The organism is Pseudomonas sp. (genome assembly GCF_030150285.1).
Lineage (GTDB): Bacteria > Pseudomonadota > Gammaproteobacteria > Pseudomonadales > Pseudomonadaceae > Aquipseudomonas.
Genome location: NZ_JASLGE010000053.1, coordinates 90,242 through 108,804, shown reverse-complemented (window position 1 = coordinate 108,804; position 18,563 = coordinate 90,242). Strand labels below are relative to the sequence as shown.

Below are 18,563 nucleotides of genomic sequence, written 5' to 3'. Positions count from 1 at the left end.
CAATGATTACAGAGATTCCCTGCATGGAAGTAGCTGGCTCGCTGGTAGAACAGCGTCTTCACTGCGCAAACTTCATGTCCCGCGTTTCCCCCTGCAAAAGCGGGGCATTCAGCTCCGTCACCTCCCTGATGTAATCCCACAACAAGGTAATCCGTTTCAGCTTGCGCAGGTCTTCGCGGCAGTACATCCAAAAATGGCGGGTCAGGGTGATTTCATCCGGCAGTACTGGCAGCAGGCGCGGGTCTTGGGCGGCAAGGAAGCACGGCAAGATGGCCATTGATCGCCCTTGCTGCGCGGCCACGTATTGGGCGATGACGCTGGTGCTGCGCAGGTTGGCGCTGGCACCCGGCAGGACATTGGCCAGGTACAACAGCTCTGAACTGAACGCCAGGTCATCGACGTAGCTGATAAAGGGGTGGTTGGCCAGGTCGGCCGCCCGTTTGATGGGCGGGTGTTTGTCCAGGTATTCCTGGGTGGCAAACAGTTGCAGGCGGTAGTCGCACAGTTTGCAGCACACATAGGGCCCGTGTTCCGGGCGCTCCAGCGCAATCACGATGTCGGCCTCACGCTTGGACAGGCTAATAAAGTGCGGCAGCGGCAGGATGTCCACGGAAATGGCCGGGTAGGTGTCCACAAAGTGGCTCAGCTGTGGCGTGATGAAAAAGCTGCCAAAGCCTTCGGTGCACCCCATGCGCACATGCCCCGACAACGCCACCCCCGATCCCGATACTTGTTCGCAAGCCATGTGCAGCGTGCTTTCGATGGATTCGGCATACCCCAGCAGGCGCTGGCCTTCGCTGGTCAGGGTGAAGCCATTGGTGCGCGACTTTTCAAACAGCAACGTGCCGAGTGCGGCCTCCAGTGATGTGATTCGGCGCGATACGGTGGTGTAGTCCACCGCCAGCCGTTTGGCCGCGCTGCTGGCTTTGCGGGTGCGGGCCACTTCGAGAAAAAACTTCAGGTCGTCCCAGTTCAGGGCGCTTAACGATGTGATGTTTTTTTGCATATTAGACCGGCTTTTATGTGCGTTCTTATTAGAAGAACGCACACCTATACTCCAAAAACAGTCCTGCGGCCAACCTTGAACCGCTTAGAGCTGACGATCTCACTGCGGTTTTCAGACATGCCGCGTCGCTTGCATCGCGAGACAAGTTAGCTTTTACAGCCTTGTCGCCGCTGAGCGGGCCATCATAAAAATAATACCGGAGACTTCCATGAGCGTGTCCAACACCCCGTATCAAAATGCCCGCTTGCTGATTGATGGTGAGTGGATCGATTCGCAGACCACCGAGTGGCACGACATCGTTAACCCGGCCACTCAGCAGGTGCTGGCCAAGGTGCCGTTCGCCACTGCCGACGAAGTCAACGCGGCCATTGACGCTGCCCAACGCGCTTTCCAGACCTGGAAACTGACGCCGATTGGCGCGCGCATGCGCATCATGCTCAAGCTGCAAGCGTTGATCCGCGAGCACTCCAAACGTATCGCCACCGTGCTGAGTGCCGAGCAAGGCAAAACCATTGCTGACGCAGAAGGCGATATTTTCCGGGGCTTGGAAGTGGTCGAGCACGCGTGCTCCATCGGCACATTGCAGATGGGCGAATTCGCTGAAAACGTAGCGGGCGGCGTAGACACCTACACCTTGCGTCAACCGATCGGCGTGTGCGCGGGCATTACGCCGTTTAACTTCCCGGCGATGATTCCGTTGTGGATGTTCCCGATGGCTATCGCCTGCGGGAATACTTTCGTACTCAAACCGTCCGAGCAGGACCCGCTGTCGACCCTGATGCTGGTCGAGCTGGCGCTTGAAGCCGGTGTGCCGCTCGGCGTACTCAACGTGGTACACGGCGGCAAGGACGTGGTGGATGCACTGTGCACCCACGCAGACATCAAGGCCGTGTCGTTTGTCGGCTCAACAGCGGTCGGCACCCATGTGTATGACCTGGCAGGCCGTCACGGCAAACGCGTGCAATCGATGATGGGCGCGAAAAACCATGCCGTGGTACTGCCGGACGCCAACCGTCAGCAAACCCTCAATGCGCTGGTCGGTGCCGGTTTTGGTGCGGCCGGTCAACGTTGCATGGCCACGTCGGTGGTGGTGCTGGTGGGGGCAGCCAAGCAATGGTTGCCGGACCTCAAGGCGCTGGCCCAAAAGCTGAAGGTTAATGCGGGCAGTGAGCCGGGTACTGATGTAGGCCCTGTGGTTTCCAAACGTGCGAAAGAGCGCGTATTGGGGCTGATTGAAAGCGGTATCAAAGAAGGCGCGGTGCTGGAGCTTGATGGCCGTGACGTCAAGGTGCCGGGGTTCGAGCAAGGAAACTTCATCGGCCCGACCCTGTTCTCGGGCGTGACCACCGACATGCAGATCTACACTCAGGAAATCTTCGGCCCGGTGCTGGTGGTGATTGCGGTCGACACCCTCGACCAGGCTATCGCGCTGGTCAACGCTAACCCGTTCGGCAATGGCACTGGCCTGTTCACCCAAAGTGGTGCGGCGGCCCGCAAGTTCCAGAGCGAGATCGACGTGGGCCAGGTCGGCATCAATATTCCGATTCCGGTGCCGGTACCGTTCTTCAGCTTCACCGGCTCCCGGGGTTCGAAACTCGGCGATCTGGGCCCGTACGGCAAGCAAGTGGTGCAGTTCTATACTCAAACCAAGACCGTCACCAGCCGCTGGTTCGACGATGACAGCGTCAATGATGGCGTGAACACCACCATCAATCTTCGTTGAGGGCACGACCATGAACATTGCATTTATCGGCCTGGGCAACATGGGCGCACCCATGGCGCGCAACCTGATCAAGGCGGGCCACTCGCTGAACCTGTTTGATCTGAATAAAGAAATTCTGGCCGAATTGGCGGCGCTGGGCGGTCAGGTCAGCGTTTCGCCCCGTGAAGCGGCCAAGGGCAGTGAACTGGTGATCACCATGTTGCCCGCCGCCGCCCATGTGCGCAGCGTGTGGCTGGGTGAAGACGGCGTGTTGGCCGGTATCAGCGAAGGCGTACCGGCGGTGGATTGCAGCACCATCGACCCGCAAACCGTACGTGATATTGCGGCCATTGCGGCCAAGCAGGGCGTGCACCTGGCCGATGCGCCGGTGTCCGGCGGCACGGGGGGCGCGCAAGCGGGCACCCTGACCTTTATGGTGGGTGCCACGCAGGCGCTGTTCGACACCCTGCACCCGGTGCTCTCGCAAATGGGCCGCAATATCGTGCATTGCGGCGAGGCGGGCACCGGTCAGGTGGCCAAGATCTGCAACAACTTGCTGCTCGGCATTTCCATGGTCGGGGTCAGTGAAGCGATGGCCCTTGGCGCGGCGCTGGGTATCGACACCCACGTGTTGGCCGGGGTTATCAACAGCTCTACCGGGCGTTGCTGGAGTTCGGAGGTGTACAACCCGTGGCCGGGCATTGTCGACACTGCACCGGCATCGCGCGGGTACACCGGCGGTTTTGGTGCCGAGCTGATGCTCAAGGATCTGGGGCTGGCCACTGAGGCGGCGCGTCAGGCGCATCAGCCGGTGGTACTGGGCGCGGTGGCGCAGCAGTTGTATCAGGCCATGAGTCAACGTGGGGAAGGGGGGCAAGACTTCTCGGCCATCATCAACAGCTATCGCAAACCCCGCTAGGGGTTTTCCGGGAATCCGCGTCGGGCGGGTTCCCGGGTTTTGGCCGCTTAATCAGGCAAACACGAAGTACTTGCGCACGGTTTCGACCACTTCCCATGTGCCTTTCATGCCGGGCTCCACGACAAAAATATCCCCGGCGCGCAGGTGGATTGGCTCTTGGCCATCCGGCGTGATGATGCAGTAGCCTTCACGAAAATCGCAGTATTCCCACTTCACATACTCCACGTACCACTTGCCGGGCGTGCAGATCCACGTGCCCATGATTTTGCTGCCGTCCTCACTGGTGTAGGCGTTGAGGTTGACGGTGTGCGGGTCGCCTTCGAGCTTTTTCCACTGGCAGGCATCGAGCAGGGGCAGTGGGTGGGTGTCACGAAGGACGGTAATCGGCGCTGACATGTGAACTCCTGTAATGGATGAACAAACAATCGCCACCGTAACCGGCCTTACCCCTGGGCAGTTGCCTGTTTCCGACCCCCAGCGGCCCGAACGCGCAGCCTGCGCCCGTAAAAAAGCCCCGGCACTGCTGAACAGGGCCGGGGCTTACGGGTGTTGCGTCTGGGTTAGCGCGGGTTAGCCAGCGCTTTGCCCGTGCGCAGGCGCACTTGGTAGAAGCCGTAAATGATCAACAGCCACACCGGGATGGCGTAAACCGAAGCGCGAACGTCCGGGATCATCCAGATCACCGTCACGATCACCGCCATAAAGATCAGGCACACGATATTGCTCAGGGGCGACCAGAACGCCTTGAACGAAGGTGTCACGCCTTGTTCGCGCATGGCTTTGCGGAACTTGAGGTGGGTCAGGCTGATCAGCGCCCAGTTGATCATCAACGAGGCAACCACCAACGCAAACAGCAACTCCAGCGCCTTGTGCGGGGCCACGTAGTTGACCACCACGCACAGCAACGTCACCAGCGCCGATACGCCCAGCGCACGCAACGGCACGCCGTTTTTGGTGAGTTTCATCAGCGCTTTGGGGGCATCGCCCTGTTCGGCCAGGCCAAACAGCATGCGGCTGTTGCAGTACACGCCGCTGTTGTAAACCGACAGCGCGGCGGTCAGTACCACGAAGTTGAGGATTTGCGCGGCGGTATCACTGCCGATCAAGGCAAAGATCTGCACAAACGGGCTGCTGCTGTAGGCATCGCCACCGGCTCCCAGCGTGACCAGCAATTGGTCCCACGGGTACAGGGCCAACAGCACGGTCAGGGCACCCACGTAGAAAATCAGGATGCGGTACACCACCTGGTTGATGGCCTTGGGAATCACTTTTTTCGGCTCGCTGGCTTCAGCGGCGGTGATGCCCACCAGTTCCAGGCCGCCGAAGGAGAACATGATAAATGCCATCGCCATCAGCAGGCCCATGCCGCCGTTGGGGAAGAACCCGCCGTGGCTCCACAGGTTGCGGATAGAGGCTTGCGGGCCACCGGCACCGCTGAACAGCAGGTAGCAGCCCAGGATGATCATGCCGACAATGGCGACCACTTTGATGATTGCGAACCAGAACTCCATTTCGCCGAATACTTTCACATTCAGGGTGTTGATCAGGTTGACCAGCACAAAGAACACCACGGCACTCACCCACGTGGGCACCTCGGGCCACCAGAACTGGATGTATTTGCCGACGGCTGTCAGCTCGGCCATGCCCACCAGCACGTACAGCACCCAGTAGTTCCAGCCCGCCAGGAAGCCGGCGTAACCGCCCCAGTACTTGTGGGCAAAGTGGCTGAACGAGCCTGCCACCGGTTCTTCGACGATCATTTCACCGAGCTGGCGCATGATGAGAAACGCGATAAAACCGGCAATCGCATACCCGAGAATCATCGATGGCCCGGCCGACTTGAGTACGCCGGCCGAGCCCAGGAACAGCCCTGTACCAATCGCGCCGCCCAAGGCAATCAGCTGAATGTGGCGGTTTTTCAAGCCACGTTTGAGTGTGACCGGTGGGGAATTAGCGTCAGCCATCGAATGTCCTGCTGGTGGTTGTTTGATAGTGGATAAAGAGCGGCCCGCGCTCCAAGTATCAGAAAGGCCCGAATATTACTCTGGGTAAACATTCAGACATACAGTTGCGGGCAACTATGAGACATTTCTTACAGCTTCAGTCGACTGACAGTGCCTCCAGCAGCGTGCGGGCGTAGGGCGGCAGATGTTCGAATGAATAAGCGCACAGCAGCAACTTTCGGGCTGCCCACGGTTCGTTCAAGTTCACCACCTTAAAGGTGGGCGCGGCTTGCCAGCGCTCGACCGTGGCCTTGGGCACAATGCCCAGCCCCGCGCCACGGGCAACCATGCGCAGCACCCCCTCAAAACCGTCGGCCCGCAGGCATACCTGTAAGCGAACGCCGCAATGCAGGGCTTGTTGCTCCAGGTGCACGGCCAATGCGCTGTTAGCCGACAGCCCAACGAAGTCGTGGCTCAGTGTGTCGCTGAAGGTCACCGACGGCTGCTGTGCCAGCGGGTGGTCGAGGGGGATTGCCAGCACCAGCGGGTCATCGCGAAAGGGCCGGGTTTGCAGGCCTCGGGTATCGACCGCATCTGACACGATACCGATATCGGCGGCCTGCTCACGCAGCGCATGGGTGATGCGCAGGCTGGTCAGTTCGTGTTGATCGAGGCTGATGTGCGGGTGCTTGCGCACAAAGTCGGCCAGTAACTCGGGCAAGTACTCCGTGAGCGCCGCCGTATTGCACAGCAACCGGACCTGGCCTTTAAAGCCTTGGGCGTACTCGGCCATGTCGTGGTGCACGCGCTCGACCTGTTGCAGCAACAGCCGGGCATGTTGAGCCAAGGCTTGCCCGGCCGGTGTCGGGCTGACACCTCGGCGGCTGCGTTGCAAACACTCGACCCCCAGCGAAGCCTCCATGGCGCGGATCCGGGCGCTGGCGGCGGCCAGCGACAAATGGCTGAGGCTGGCCCCCGCCGTGATATTGCCCGCCTGCACCACATTCACATACAAGCGCAGATCAATCAGGTCGAAATGCATGGTTCGGGTGCGCCTTTATTCGACGGTAGGAGGGGCCGGTCGACGTTCCTACACGTGGGTATTCTGCCTATGTCTAAACAAGAGTCTGGCTCAATGTATGATGCCTTTTCAAGCCGGCCGCCATCCCCCAGCATGGCCTCATGAATACACTCATTGCGTACTACCAAGATTTGGGCTGGGCCTTGTCACTGCTGGTGATGATGACCTTTTTGCTGGCGGGCACGGTCAAAGGCGTGATTGGCTTGGGGTTGCCCACCGTTGCCATGGGCTTGCTGGGGCTGGCTATTGCTCCGGCGCAGGCTGCGGCATTGCTGATTATTCCGTCTCTCGTCACCAATACTTGGCAATTGGCCGCCGGCGGTGAGTTGCGTAGCTTGATCAAGCGGTTGTGGCCCATGCAGCTCGCCATTCTATTGGGCACGGCCGTGGGCATGTTATGGCTAAGTATTGACGGTGGCGGTTGGGTGGTACGGGCCTTGGGCGCAGCGCTGCTGCTGTATGCCTTGAGCGGGTTGTTTCTGCCCGCGCTGAGTGTCGCGCCTTGCGCTGAACGCGTGTGGGGCCCGGTGTGCGGGTTGATCACAGGGGTTATTACGTCCGCGACGGGCGTGTTTGTGATTCCCGCCGTGCCGTATCTGCAGGCCTTGGGCCTGAATAAAAACCAACTGGTTCAGGCCTTGGGATTGTCCTTCAGTGTCTCCACATTGGCCCTTGCGGCCGGGCTCTACTGGCGCGGCAACCTGGGCGGCGGGGCACTCAATGCCTCTGTGCTGGCGCTGTTGCCCGCCATGCTCGGGATGTGGCTGGGGCAATGGCTGCGTCAACGGATCAGTGCGACGCTGTTCAAGCGGGTGTTCTTTGTGGGGATGGCGCTATTGGGAGTGCATTTATTGATCAGTGGTTAAGGTCGTCAATGCAATAATCAAATTGCCATTCGTGACTATAAGACAAAGGTCATTTGCCTCAACGCGGGTTTTTCCAACGGCCGGGCGTCGATAACCTGATCGGCATGTTCCTGACTACAAAGACCCCACGCGGCTCGACAGCGCTGAGGGTTAATTCCTGATGAGGCTGATGATGAAAAAGATTTTGCTGCTCAACGGTGCCAAACAATTTGCCCACTCCGACGGTCGCTACAACCTGACGATGCATGACACGGCCTTGGCGTTTTTCGATCGCCATGGCTTTGAGGTCAAGGTCACTCACATCGATGAGGGCTATGACATTGCTGAAGAAGTCGAGAAGTACTTGTGGGCGGATGTGGTGATTTATCAAATGCCGGGCTGGTGGATGGGCGCGCCGTGGATCGTCAAGAAGTACGTCGACGAAGTGTTCACCGAAGGCCACGGCAAGCTCTACGCCAGTGACGGTCGCACCCGCTCCGACGCTTCGCAGCGCTATGGTAGCGGCGGCCTGATTCAGGGCAAGCAGTACATGCTGTCGCTGACCTGGAACGCACCGCAGCAAGCGTTTGATGACCCGGCTGACTTTTTTGAAGGCAAGGGCGTGGACGCGGTGTACTTCCCGTTCCATAAGGCCAACCAGTTTCTGGGCATGACCGGTTTGCCGACGTTCCTGTGTGTTGACGTGATGAAGCGCCCGCAACCGGATGTCGACGCCGCCCGTTACGAGCAGCACCTGACGGAAGTCTTTGGCCTGTAATCTGTCTGTCGTCAGTGTCGAGGCGCGAGGCTGCGATCGCAGCCGCGTACCTCGTCAGCGACTACTATCAGTCGTGACCAATGAGGGGTGCCTGTGAAAGCCAGATCCGATGAGCTGCAAATTTTTGTCTCGGTCATCGAGTGCGGCTCCATTTCGGCCGCCGCCGAACAGGCCGGGCAAACGCCTTCGGCCGTCAGCCGCACGCTGTCCCGGCTGGAGGCCAAGCTCGAGACCACGTTGATTAACCGCACCACGCGGCGCATGGACCTGACCGAAGAGGGCAAGTTTTTTTTCGAGCAGGCCAAGCGGATTCTTGAGCAAATGGATGACCTTGAAGAGCGTCTGGTTTCCCATCGGCGTACCCCGTCCGGGCGTTTGCGCATCAACGCCGCCTCGCCGTTCATGTTGCACGCCATCGTGCCGTATATCAGTGAGTTCCGTGAGCGGTACCCCGAGATTCAACTGGAACTCAACAGCAACGACCTGATCATCGACCTGCTGGAGCAAAGCACCGACATCGCCATCCGCATAGGCACCCTGGCGGATTCCACCCTGCATGCCCGCTCATTGGGGTGCAGCCCGCTGAATATTCTGGCAAGCCCCGACTACATTGCCCGGCACGGCACCCCGGCCAGCGTCGCTGACCTGGCTGACCATTCGTTGATCGGTTTTGCCCAAAACGACGGCCTGAACCACTGGCCGCTGCGTTTTGCCCAAGGGGACCGCTGGCCAATCCAGCCCGCCATCAGTGCGTCCAGCGGTGAGACCGTGCGTCAACTGGCGTTACAAGGGCAGGGCATCGCGTGCCTGTCGCATTTCATGACCCACGAAGACATCGCTACGGGGCGCTTGCAGACGGTGCTCAGTGAGTTCAACAGCGGCTATCGCCAACCGATCCACGCGGTGTACTACCGCAACTCCCAGTTGGCCCTGCGGATTCAGTGCTTTCTGGATTTCATTCAGGCCAAGCTGGCGAGCTACGCGCACCCATAGGTCACCTGACAGCACGCTGCTGCCTCTGCTCAAGTACGGCTGCTGGGCAGAGGCTCGGCGGTTTTTAACTATCGCCGTCAGTTTGTTACCATCCGTTTCCTGTGTCTCCCTCTGCTGTTCCCGCCCTGAATGTTAGGTACACCATGAAATTTTCCCGTCTGCGCGCGGATGTCCTGGCCGGACTCACGACGTCGTTTGCTTTGCTGCCCGAGTGCATCGCGTTTGCGCTGGTGGCTCATCTCAACCCGCTGATGGGTTTGTATGGGGCCTTCTTTATTTGCACGCTGACGGCGCTATTCGGCGGTCGGCCGGGCATGGTGTCTGGCGCGGCCGGCTCCATGGCGGTGGTGATCGTTGCACTGGTGGTGCAACACGGCGTGCAGTACCTGCTGGCCACCGTGCTGTTGAGCGGGTTGATCATGCTGGCATTTGGTTTGCTCAAGCTGGGCAAGCTGGTACGCATGGTGCCGCACCCGGTGATGTTGGGGTTTGTGAACGGTTTGGCGATTGTGATTGCGCTGGCGCAACTGGACCACTTCAAGGACGGCGACCATTGGCTCACGGGCACACCGTTGTACGTGATGGTTGGGCTGGTGGCGCTGACCATGGCGATTGTTTATCTACTGCCGCGCTTGACCCGCGCCGCGCCGCCGGCGCTGGTGGCCATTTTGAGCGTGGGGCTGGCGGTGTATGCGCTGGGCCTGCCCACCCGCACCTTGGGGGATATGGCGCAAATCGCGGGTGGCCTGCCGACGTTTAGCCTACCGGACATTGCCTGGACGTGGAGCACCCTGCAAATCATTGCGCCTTATGCGTTTTTGATGGCCATGGTGGGGCTGCTGGAAACCCTGCTCACCCTCAACCTGACAGATGAAGTCACTGAAAGCCGCGGCTTCCCGGACCGCGAATGCGTGGCGCTGGGGGCGGCCAACATGGTCTCGGGAGTGTTTGGCGGCATGGGCGGTTGCGCGATGATCGGGCAAACCGTGGTCAACCTCAGTTCCGGTGGGCGCGGGCGGCTGTCCGGCGTCACGGCCGGGGTCATGATCCTGTTGTTTGTGCTGTTTCTGTCGCCGTATATCGAGCGCATCCCGCTGGCGGCACTGGTGGGGGTAATGTTTGTGGTGTCGCAGCAGACGTTTGCCTGGGCTTCGCTGCGGGTGCTGAACAAAGTGCCGCTCAACGATGTGCTGGTGATTGTGGCGGTCACGGTGGTCACCGTATTCACCGACCTGGCGTTTGCCGTGTTCTGCGGCATCATCATAGCGGCGCTGAACTTTGCCTGGCAGCAGGCCCGCCAACTGTACGCAGACACTCACCTGGAAGCGGACGGCAGTAAGGTGTACCGGATGCACGGCACGCTGTTTTTTGCGTCCACCACGGCCTTTATCAAACAGTTCGACCCGGCCAATGACCCGGCGCAAGTGACGCTCGATTGCAGCCACCTGAGCCTTGTCGATTATTCGGCCCTTGCGGCTCTGGACACGGTGCGTGAACGCTACCGCAAGGCTGGCAAGCACCTGCGCGTACTGCACCTGTCGGAGCGCAGCAAAAAACTGCTGCGCCGCGCCCGCGTTCACCCCGAATAACCCGGCGCGAAACCCGCGTGGTTTAAGGGGGCCCTAGGATCAAAAACCAGATCAACAGATCACGAGCAAGCTCGTTCCTACAGGTCCCGCTGCGCAAAACCGGCGCGAGACCCGCGTGGTTCAAGGGGGCCCTTGGATCAAAAACCAGATCAACAGATCACGAGCAAGCTCGTTCCTACAGGTCCCGCTGCGTAAAACCGGTGCGAGACCCGCGTGGTTCAAGGGGCGCGCGTAGGAGCGAGCTTGCTCGCGATCTTTTCAACCGGCCGTCACACCTTGAAGTGGCTGACCATTTCTTGCAGTTGGGTGCCCAGGCGGGCCAGTTCGACACTGGATTTGGCGGTCTCGTCGCTGGCCGCTGCGGTTTGTTCCGAGACGTCGCGTACGTTGATGATGCTGCGGCTGATCTCTTCGGCCACGCTGCTCTGTTGTTCGGCGGCGGCGGCGATTTGCTGGTTCATCAGTTGAATGTTCGACACGGTGTGGGTGATGCCCTGCAAGGCGGTCCCCGCCTGGCGGGTCAGGAGGACGCTGCTGTCGGTCAGGGCGCGGCTGGTGTTCATTACGCTGGCCACGTGTTGTGTGCCGCTGTGCAGGGCACCGACCAGGGTTTGAATCTCTTCGGTGGACTTCTGTGTGCGTTGCGCCAACCCGCGTACTTCATCCGCGACCACGGCAAACCCGCGCCCGGCTTCACCCGCACGGGCGGCTTCGATGGCGGCGTTCAGGGCCAGCAGGTTGGTTTGCTCCGCGACGGCCTTGATTACGTCCATCACGCTGCCGATCTTGTCACTTTCGGCCTGCAACATTGTCATGGCTTGCGTTGAACGGCCCACTTCGACGGCCAGGCGCTCGATTTGATCAATCGCCTGGTTCACCACATCGTCGCCTTGGCGCGCTTGTGTGTCGGCAGCCGCCGCGGCTTGCGACGCCTGTTCGGCATTGCGCGCGACTTCTTGCACGGTGGCGGTCATTTCGTGCATGGCCGTGGCCACTTGATCGGTCTCGACCTTTTGGCTGTTCACCCCGGCACTGGTCTGTTCGGTTACGGCCGACAGTTCTTCGGCGGCGCTGGCGATTTGGGTGACGCCGTCGCGAATGCCGCCGATCAAGTCGCGCAAGGTCACCCCCATGTGGGCAATGCCCTGCTGCAACATGCCCAGTTCGTCGCGGCGTGTGACGTGCAGGTCCTGGCTCAGATCGCCTCCGGCAATACGCTCTACGACGGCCAGCGTTTCGCGCAGCGGGCGGGTGATCTGGCGGGTAATGATGATTGCGGCACCCGCGCCGAACAGCAGCACCAGCAAGGTGGTGATCAGTTGCAGTGTGTTGGCCTGGGCGCTTTCGATATCACGGCGCTCCAGTTGGAGGGCGTAGAGCTTGTCGCTGCGCTCAAGAATGCCGTAGCCGTAATCGGTCATGTCTTTGCGCACGTCGGCAATGGTGGTGTCGGTGCTGGCAAATACTTTTAGCGCCGAGGTGTATTGGGCAATCGCTTCGCTCAGGGTGCGCAAGGTGTCGGGGGCCGTGTCGCCGAAGTGACGCGTCAGGGCGTCAAGGCTGGCCTTGGCCGCACTCAGTTGAGCCTGCGCTGCGCGCTCGGCGGCCGGTGACGGTGACGCGGTATAGGCGCGGGCAACGTCTCGGGCCTGCAAGAACTGCTCGCGCACGCGGGTTTCGGCCTGGTATTGCTCAAAGCGACCGGCGTCACCGGCGTCGCGTTGCAGTACGCGGGTTTCGAGGGCATCAATCGCGGCCAGGGCGGTTTTGGCGCTGCGGTCCAGGGTGTCGCGGGCGCTGGCAGATTCCACGTAGGCCTTGCGCATGGTGGCCAGAGCGCTTTCGTACTGGTTGCTGATGGCACGCTGTTCTGTGAGTAACGTGAGGTTTTGCGGGCTGGTGAAGCGAGCGATCAGCGCGTCCTGTTGGTCCATGAAGGCCCGCAGGGTCTTTTGCACATTCTGCGCCGCGGTTTCGTCGCCGTTGGTCAGCATGTATTGCAGGCGCGCCACCCGCATATTGGTCAGCGCTGTGTTGAGGCGGGTGATATCGCTCATCCAGTTACTGCGATCAATCAGCGTGTCCAGGCTAAACCAGCTACCGATGGCCATCAGGCACGTCAGGGCCAAGACCAGGCCAAAGCCCAAGGCCAGTTTTAAATTAACGCTGATGTTGTTCAGCCAGGTGTTCATAACAATCTCCAGGAGCGGTGCACGCAAGATCCGGGCTCGCTGGAGGTTTATATTTTTTCGCCCAGTCGAGTCAGTGTGTCGGGCTTTATCGGCGGTAAAACTCAGAGCTGAAACGTTTTTATATAAAAAATAAACCGACCCTTCCCGGTCTGTCGGGGCCTCATCGCATTTTTTTCACATTCCTTTCACCTGCCTCCAATGTCTGTTTTTTTAATCTACGGCCAGCACCGTCAGGCACTGTGTTTTCGTCACTGACCCGTCGGCCATGCACCTCTTGTCATCTTCGCGCTTTAGGGTGATGGCCAGCACCATTCATGTGGGAGTAGTTGCACTGTGATACTGAGTCTACGTTTGGCGGGGGCCAAGCGCGCAATGCTGCGCTCATGGGTGGGGCGTTATCGAAATGCATGTGTGGTGATCGGTGCGGGTGTGCTGGCCACAGCACTGACGCTGCACCTGATGGCCCCCGGTGCGGCACCGAACCTGGCCGAGCCTGAGAATGCCCGGCGCGTCGAGGCCCTGGCCCAGCGTTGGGCGCAAGGCGATGTGGTTGCGCTGGTGCGCCATGTGGAGCGCTGTGACCGTTCGACCACCCCGTGCCTGGGCCCGGCCGATGGTGTCACGGTGCGGGGTGAGGCGGTTGCGCAGGGCTTGGGGGCAGATTTCAGGCAACTGGGGCTGAACAATGCCGATGTGTTCAGCAGCCTGCTGACGCGGGCCCGGCAAACGGCAGATGCGATGTTCGTCCGCCCGGTAGAAGCCCAAGACTGGCTGTTCAACTGTCGGGGCACGATGTTGCGTGATGTTCTGGAGCACAAGGTGCCCGGTCGCAACCTGGTGCTGGTGACCCATAGCGAATGCATGGATCAACTGGAAACGGACATGCAGGTGCCGACGGATACACCGGTGGCCTTTGGTTCAACGATGTTTGTCAGCGTCGCCCATGCCGGCGCTCATCCGCAAATGCTGGGCTATATCGAGCCTGCCGACTGGGGGCGTATTTTAGCCCAGCCGCTGGCCTTCAATAGCCCCGCACGTGATGCCCCGCCGCTGTAACGTGTACCGCGAAACGCCCGGCCCTTGTGCCGGGCGTTGTCGTTTCAGGCCTTGAGCACGCGGTTCCAGCTTTGCCCGTCAGGCAGGGGTTGTGTGTTGAGTTCACGGGCCACGGCCGTTTCGATATCGCGGGCACTGAGTGTGTCCTCATCCAGCCACGGCCAGGTGGCATCGGCATCGCGGAAGTTGAGGTCAGCATTCAGTTGCTCGCAGGCCTGGGCCAACAGGTGCATCAAGCGCCACTGGCTGGCGAGGTAGGCCTGTTGTTCGGCAGAGGCGTTGGCGATCACTTCAGGCTGACCTGCCAGCGCGGCACCGTGCAGGTTCCACACGAGGTTGCCCGCGTCGCACGTGTCGGCATTGGCGGGCGAGGGGTCAGCGCAGACCTCCACGTTGAGCGTGACTTTTTTGCTGTGCTCAAGGTTCTTGATCAGGTAAAGGGCGAGGTCCGATGTGCGCAGGTACGCCGTGGCCGTGTTGAAGGCCCGTTGCGCGTCGTAATCGCTCAAGGTTTTGCTGGTAATACGGATGGCCATGACAGGCTCCTTGGCTGGAAATGCCTTGGAGCGTAGCCAATGCTGGGTAATCGGCCACGCCAAGTGACGCTCCCTTGCTCGAGATCAATGGTCGGGCGATACCGGGGGCAGGCTGACAAAGTAGTAGTGGTGCCGCCCGACGCTGACCGTGTCCAGGATGTTCAGGGGCACGCCCAGCACGTCAGGGTACTCGACAATGGCGATGTTATCGGGTGATGCACTGAGGAATGCTTGCAACTCGGCGGGGGACGCCAGCGTCGTTTGTAGCTGCTGCCGGTAAAACACCATCGCCCCCAGGCGCTCGTCGGGTTGCAGCAGGGCGATGCGTTTACCTTGAGCCTCAAGGGTTTGTGCATGGGCCGCCATGGGTTGGAACGAATCGGTTTTGTCGGCGCGCGGGGCCGCCAGCGCTGCCATCAGAAAAGCCACCACCACACCGGCCAACAGCGTGGCCGCCAGTGGACGGTGATAAACGCTCAGGCACCTGGCCAGTGGCGAGGTCGCGCTCTTTTCACGCAGCCACTGCAGCACGACAAACGCGTATTCGGCGCTGATCACCGCGGCGGCAGGTGCCAGCGACATCAGGTACACCGCGCGTTTGCTGGAGGCGAGGTTCAACAGCACAAATTGCGCCAGCACCCACACGCAGAAAAACAACAGGTAGGGGTTGTCGCGCACCTGCTTGCGAAAGTGCCACAAACCCAGAAAGGTCAGCAGGTTCCAGGGCAAGAAGGTCTCGGGCAGTTTTCGCAGGTAGTAGTAAAACGGTTCGTAATGCCCGGCTTCGACAAACGATCCGCTGAAGCGCCCGACGCTGTTGGTCCATAACACCTCACCGACCGCTTGCATCCCGCCGCGCTGATACAGCATGCACAACCAGATGAACAACGGAATCAGCCCGAGCAGCGTCATCAGCGCGGGGCGCAACCAATTGCGCACGACAACACGGCGGGTCATCAGGCTTTCGCACACAAGAAAGACAAAAATCACCACGCCCGGCATGGCCAGCCCCAGCACGCCCTTGCTCAGGGTCGCAATGACAATCCCGGCGGTAAACAGCAGCCAGGTGCCGCGGGCGAAATGGGCCTGGCGGCTGGCGTGATAAAACGCCAGCAACGCCATGGTGATGCCCAGCGTCAGCAGCGCATCCTCACCCACCATGCGTGAGTTGGCCCAAAAGCTGCCCATGGTTGCCAGCATCGCGGCTGCCACCCAGGCCAGTGCCGTTGGGCGGCCGAGCGTGCGCAACATGGCGTACAGCAACAACACGCAAAAAAAGCCGGCAAAGGCCGCCGCCAGGCGCACGGCAAACACTTCACCCCCGAACACGCGTATCGCGCCGGCGTCCAGCCACAGGCTCAGCGGCGGTTTTTCCAGGAAGGGTACGTTGAGCAAGGAGGGCGTGACCCAGTCGTCGCTCAGGTGCATTTGCATGGCGATCCCCGCCACGCGTGATTCGGTCGAGCCCTGTAATTGGTGATTGCCCAGCATGAAGAACATCAACAAACCGGTCAGCAGTGTTAACAGCAGAAAAGGGCGAGTCAGGCGCATTGGGCTACCGGGCAGGGGGGCAAGTGAAGGGTGTGCCGCAGTATAAGAGGGTAATTCTTAACAAAATGTGAAAGCTTTAATACGCTGGCGGCCGAACAGCTAGCCTGTGAGGGGCTTGCCCCGCGCTCACCGTTGGGGGCCTTGCCGTACTTGGTCGAACGCAATGGCCGGACTGCGCAGCACAATGCTGGCACAATTGCCCGGACGGATCATGGCGTTGCATCGCGGACGGAGGCGGCGAGGGGCTCGACATTGCCAGCCAGCCTTGAAGATCTCGGCAGTGCACGCCACATCGTCAATGAGTCGGCATGGGCGGTATTCACGCCATGCCTACGCCCGAGACGCATCACACACGGGCACACATCATTATCGTACGGGCGCATGGGCAAGGGGTTAACCCTTAAAGCGTGCATGCGTCAGACACTTTTGGAGGCAGCCTGCGATTGGCTGAATCAGTAGGTTGAACGACACTTTGAACGCTCGCGTTACAGAAAAGCCGGCACTGGCCGCATTCGATTTCGACGGCACGCTGACGTATCACGATTCATTTGTGCCGTTTTTGCGCTTTGCGTTTGGCAATCGTTTGTTTTTCATGCGGCTGCTGCGAATGATCCCATCCACAGCGTGTTACGTGCTGGGCCGGATATCGCGTAACGATTTGAAAGAGAAACTGATAACGGTCTACCTGACCGGGGCTAAGGAAGCCTGGGTAAAAGAGCGCGCCGAAGCGTTCTGTGAGGCTTCATGGTCGCAGCTTATGCGGCCGACGGGCCTGGTCACTGTTGCTGACCAACTGGCGCAAGAGGCAACGGTGACGCTCTGTTCAGCGTCCCCCGAGCTGGTGCTGTCGCCGTTTGCGAAAAAGTTGGGGGTGGGTTTGATCGGTACCCGGCTAGTGGCTGTGGATGGCGTGCTGACGGGGGAGATTGAGGGCACCAACTGCCGCTGCGAACAAAAAGTGATTCGGCTGGAGGCGCAATACGGGCCTTTGGACGGCTACACGTTGCGCGCCTGGGGCGATACCCGGGGCGACGAACAGATGCTGGGGGCCGCGCAAGAGCCGCACTGGCGGGAATTTCATGCACTGTGGCGGCGCAAGCGCCCGCTCGATGTGTGCTTGCGTGAAGAGTTGTAGGCCTGGCGTAAACACACCGCGTCAACAGGGGCATTGGCCTATCGTGTTCTGAGCAAAAGTGACATGGGCGGTGCAACGCACCCTGGGCAATGAGTCGGGCTGAGCCCTGACGTTTTTGATCTTCGAGGACATTATGGAAAATACGGCAATTGGCTTTCCGCCAACGACCATCGCTGTTTTTGTGGCGCTGGCGGTCTTTGCCTTGGCAGTCGACCTGTTCACCCACAAGAGCGACAAGCCGATCACGCTGACCAACGCGGCCCTCTGGTCGGTGTTTTGGGTGCTGATCTCACTGGCCTTCGCAGGCTACTTGTACGTTGAACATGGGCCCACCGTGGCCAGCCTGTTCGTGACCGGTTATGCGCTGGAGAAGGTGCTCAGCGTTGATAACCTGTTTGTGTTTATGGCGATCTTTGCCTGGTTCAAAGTGCCCGATGCGCTGCGTCACCGCGTTCTGTACTGGGGCATTATCGGGGCCATTGTGTTCCGCTTGATCTTCGTTGCCATCGGCACGGGCCTGTTGGCGTTGGGGCCCTGGGTCGAAGTGCTGTTCGCGGTGATCGTGGGCTGGACGGCGGTCATGATGCTGCGCAGCAAGGAAGAAGACGAAGAAGAGGATTATTCCCGGCACATTGCTTACCGCTTTGCGAAGAAGCTGTTTCCCGTGTGGCCCAAGTTGCATGGCCATCACTTTTTTGTGTCGCGCACCGAGCTGGAAAAGGAACTGACCAAGCCGCAGAACCAGGGCATGACCCTGGCGGGCAAGGGCGCGCTGTTTGCGACGCCGTTGTTTCTGTGTGTGGTGGTGGTGGAAGTGTCGGACATTCTGTTCGCTTTCGACTCCGTGCCAGCGGTGATTGCCGTGAGCCGTGAACCGTTGATCGTGTACTCGGCCATGATGTTCGCCATTTTGGGCCTGCGCACCATGTACTTTGTGTTGGAGGCGCTGAAACGCTATTTGGTGCACCTGGAAAAAGCGGTGATTGCCTTGCTGTTCTTTATCGCCGGCAAGCTGGCGCTGAATGCAACGGACCATTTGTTTGGTCACGGTTACGAGATCGATCCCACTACCAGCCTGATGGTGGTGCTGGTGGTGCTGGCCATCGGCATCGCGGCCAGTGTCATTTTTCCTGCGAAGGAACCCAAGCCGGGCGACGCGAAAAACGACACCCACGTGTAATCACCGCCGGCGCTGAGCGTGACAGTTCTTCGCTTGATTGCAGCCGGTGGCCGCGCC

The 18,563-nt window shown here is 60.1% G+C and carries 16 protein-coding genes; 9 read left to right on the top strand and 7 right to left on the bottom strand.

Annotated elements, in window-relative coordinates:
- Positions 1-58 precede the first annotated feature (58 nt).
- Positions 59-1,006 carry a LysR family transcriptional regulator gene (locus Q1W15_RS12040; protein WP_300728427.1) on the bottom strand — a complete coding sequence of 316 codons (948 nt, stop codon included), beginning with the start codon at positions 1,004-1,006 and terminating at the stop codon, positions 59-61.
- A gap of 208 nt (positions 1,007-1,214) precedes the next feature.
- Here Q1W15_RS12040 and Q1W15_RS12035 point away from each other — a divergent pair, with 208 nt between their 5' ends.
- Together Q1W15_RS12035 and mmsB are read left to right on the top strand one after the other, a co-directional pair.
- Positions 1,215-2,729: a CoA-acylating methylmalonate-semialdehyde dehydrogenase gene (locus tag Q1W15_RS12035; protein WP_300728424.1), complete on the top strand. Its 1,515-nt coding sequence runs from the start codon at positions 1,215-1,217 to the stop codon at positions 2,727-2,729.
- 10 nt (positions 2,730-2,739) lie between these two features.
- Entirely contained in the window at positions 2,740-3,627 is an 888-nt protein-coding gene (gene mmsB, locus Q1W15_RS12030) for a 3-hydroxyisobutyrate dehydrogenase (RefSeq protein ID WP_300728421.1), read from the top strand.
- A 51-nt stretch (positions 3,628-3,678) separates the two neighbouring features.
- Here mmsB and Q1W15_RS12025 read toward each other — a convergent pair whose 3' ends face one another.
- The 3 genes from Q1W15_RS12025 to Q1W15_RS12015 form a co-directional block, all read right to left on the bottom strand.
- A complete protein-coding gene (locus Q1W15_RS12025; RefSeq protein WP_300728419.1) occupies positions 3,679-4,023 on the bottom strand; it encodes a cupin domain-containing protein in 345 nt (114 codons plus the stop codon).
- A 164-nt stretch (positions 4,024-4,187) separates the two neighbouring features.
- Entirely contained in the window at positions 4,188-5,591 is a 1,404-nt protein-coding gene (locus Q1W15_RS12020) for an amino acid permease (RefSeq protein WP_300728416.1), read from the bottom strand.
- A 136-nt stretch (positions 5,592-5,727) separates the two neighbouring features.
- Positions 5,728-6,612 (bottom strand): LysR substrate-binding domain-containing protein, encoded by an 885-nt coding sequence (locus Q1W15_RS12015; RefSeq protein ID WP_300728413.1) that lies wholly within the window; start codon positions 6,610-6,612, stop codon positions 5,728-5,730.
- A gap of 140 nt (positions 6,613-6,752) precedes the next feature.
- On the opposite strand from Q1W15_RS12015, the gene Q1W15_RS12010 reads away from it, so the two are divergent.
- From Q1W15_RS12010 to Q1W15_RS11995, 4 genes are all read left to right on the top strand, one after another.
- Entirely contained in the window at positions 6,753-7,517 is a 765-nt protein-coding gene (locus tag Q1W15_RS12010; RefSeq protein WP_300728410.1) for a sulfite exporter TauE/SafE family protein, read from the top strand.
- Between the two features lie 172 nt (positions 7,518-7,689).
- Positions 7,690-8,274 (top strand): NAD(P)H-dependent oxidoreductase, encoded by a 585-nt coding sequence (locus Q1W15_RS12005; RefSeq protein WP_300728407.1) that lies wholly within the window; start codon positions 7,690-7,692, stop codon positions 8,272-8,274.
- 93 nt (positions 8,275-8,367) lie between these two features.
- Positions 8,368-9,267 (top strand): LysR family transcriptional regulator, encoded by a 900-nt coding sequence (locus Q1W15_RS12000; protein WP_300728404.1) that lies wholly within the window; start codon positions 8,368-8,370, stop codon positions 9,265-9,267.
- Between the two features lie 143 nt (positions 9,268-9,410).
- Positions 9,411-10,856, top strand: coding sequence for a SulP family inorganic anion transporter (locus tag Q1W15_RS11995; protein ID WP_300728401.1), 1,446 nt, complete (start codon positions 9,411-9,413; stop codon positions 10,854-10,856).
- Positions 10,857-11,125: 269 nt separating this feature from the next.
- Here the strand turns inward: Q1W15_RS11995 and Q1W15_RS11990 are convergent, their stop codons facing one another.
- Positions 11,126-13,048 carry a methyl-accepting chemotaxis protein gene (locus tag Q1W15_RS11990; protein WP_300728398.1) on the bottom strand — a complete coding sequence of 641 codons (1,923 nt, stop codon included), beginning with the start codon at positions 13,046-13,048 and terminating at the stop codon, positions 11,126-11,128.
- Positions 13,049-13,420: 372 nt separating this feature from the next.
- Here Q1W15_RS11990 and Q1W15_RS11985 point away from each other — a divergent pair, with 372 nt between their 5' ends.
- The gene (locus tag Q1W15_RS11985; protein ID WP_300728449.1) at positions 13,421-14,104 is read left to right on the top strand and encodes a histidine phosphatase family protein; all 684 of its coding nucleotides are present in this window, start codon (positions 13,421-13,423) and stop codon (positions 14,102-14,104) included.
- A gap of 44 nt (positions 14,105-14,148) precedes the next feature.
- Here Q1W15_RS11985 and Q1W15_RS11980 read toward each other — a convergent pair whose 3' ends face one another.
- Together Q1W15_RS11980 and Q1W15_RS11975 are read right to left on the bottom strand one after the other, a co-directional pair.
- Positions 14,149-14,640, bottom strand: a complete 492-nt coding sequence (locus tag Q1W15_RS11980) for a hypothetical protein (protein WP_300728396.1) — start codon at positions 14,638-14,640, stop codon at positions 14,149-14,151.
- A gap of 84 nt (positions 14,641-14,724) precedes the next feature.
- Positions 14,725-16,191 (bottom strand): phospholipid carrier-dependent glycosyltransferase, encoded by a 1,467-nt coding sequence (locus Q1W15_RS11975; RefSeq protein WP_300728393.1) that lies wholly within the window; start codon positions 16,189-16,191, stop codon positions 14,725-14,727.
- Positions 16,192-16,651: 460 nt separating this feature from the next.
- Here Q1W15_RS11975 and Q1W15_RS11970 point away from each other — a divergent pair, with 460 nt between their 5' ends.
- Complete coding sequence (locus Q1W15_RS11970; RefSeq protein WP_300728390.1) at positions 16,652-17,326, top strand: HAD family hydrolase; 675 nt, start codon at positions 16,652-16,654, stop codon at positions 17,324-17,326.
- Positions 17,327-17,459: 133 nt separating this feature from the next.
- The gene (locus Q1W15_RS11965) at positions 17,460-18,506 is read left to right on the top strand and encodes a TerC/Alx family metal homeostasis membrane protein (protein WP_300728387.1); all 1,047 of its coding nucleotides are present in this window, start codon (positions 17,460-17,462) and stop codon (positions 18,504-18,506) included.
- Positions 18,507-18,563 lie beyond the last annotated feature (57 nt).

Coding starts and splice junctions, on each gene's coding strand:
- Q1W15_RS11980 (WP_300728396.1), bottom strand. CDS start 14,640: ATGGCCATCCGTATTACCAGCAAAACCTTGAGCGATTACGACGCGCAA.
- mmsB (WP_300728421.1), top strand. CDS start 2,740: ATGAACATTGCATTTATCGGCCTGGGCAACATGGGCGCACCCATGGCG.
- Q1W15_RS12035 (WP_300728424.1), top strand. CDS start 1,215: ATGAGCGTGTCCAACACCCCGTATCAAAATGCCCGCTTGCTGATTGAT.
- Q1W15_RS12040 (WP_300728427.1), bottom strand. CDS start 1,006: ATGCAAAAAAACATCACATCGTTAAGCGCCCTGAACTGGGACGACCTG.
- Q1W15_RS12005 (WP_300728407.1), top strand. CDS start 7,690: ATGAAAAAGATTTTGCTGCTCAACGGTGCCAAACAATTTGCCCACTCC.
- Q1W15_RS11990 (WP_300728398.1), bottom strand. CDS start 13,048: ATGAACACCTGGCTGAACAACATCAGCGTTAATTTAAAACTGGCCTTG.
- Q1W15_RS12020 (WP_300728416.1), bottom strand. CDS start 5,591: ATGGCTGACGCTAATTCCCCACCGGTCACACTCAAACGTGGCTTGAAA.
- Q1W15_RS11975 (WP_300728393.1), bottom strand. CDS start 16,191: ATGCGCCTGACTCGCCCTTTTCTGCTGTTAACACTGCTGACCGGTTTG.
- Q1W15_RS11965 (WP_300728387.1), top strand. CDS start 17,460: ATGGAAAATACGGCAATTGGCTTTCCGCCAACGACCATCGCTGTTTTT.
- Q1W15_RS12015 (WP_300728413.1), bottom strand. CDS start 6,612: ATGCATTTCGACCTGATTGATCTGCGCTTGTATGTGAATGTGGTGCAG.
- Q1W15_RS12025 (WP_300728419.1), bottom strand. CDS start 4,023: ATGTCAGCGCCGATTACCGTCCTTCGTGACACCCACCCACTGCCCCTG.
- Q1W15_RS11995 (WP_300728401.1), top strand. CDS start 9,411: ATGAAATTTTCCCGTCTGCGCGCGGATGTCCTGGCCGGACTCACGACG.
- Q1W15_RS12010 (WP_300728410.1), top strand. CDS start 6,753: ATGAATACACTCATTGCGTACTACCAAGATTTGGGCTGGGCCTTGTCA.
- Q1W15_RS11985 (WP_300728449.1), top strand. CDS start 13,421: ATGCTGCGCTCATGGGTGGGGCGTTATCGAAATGCATGTGTGGTGATC.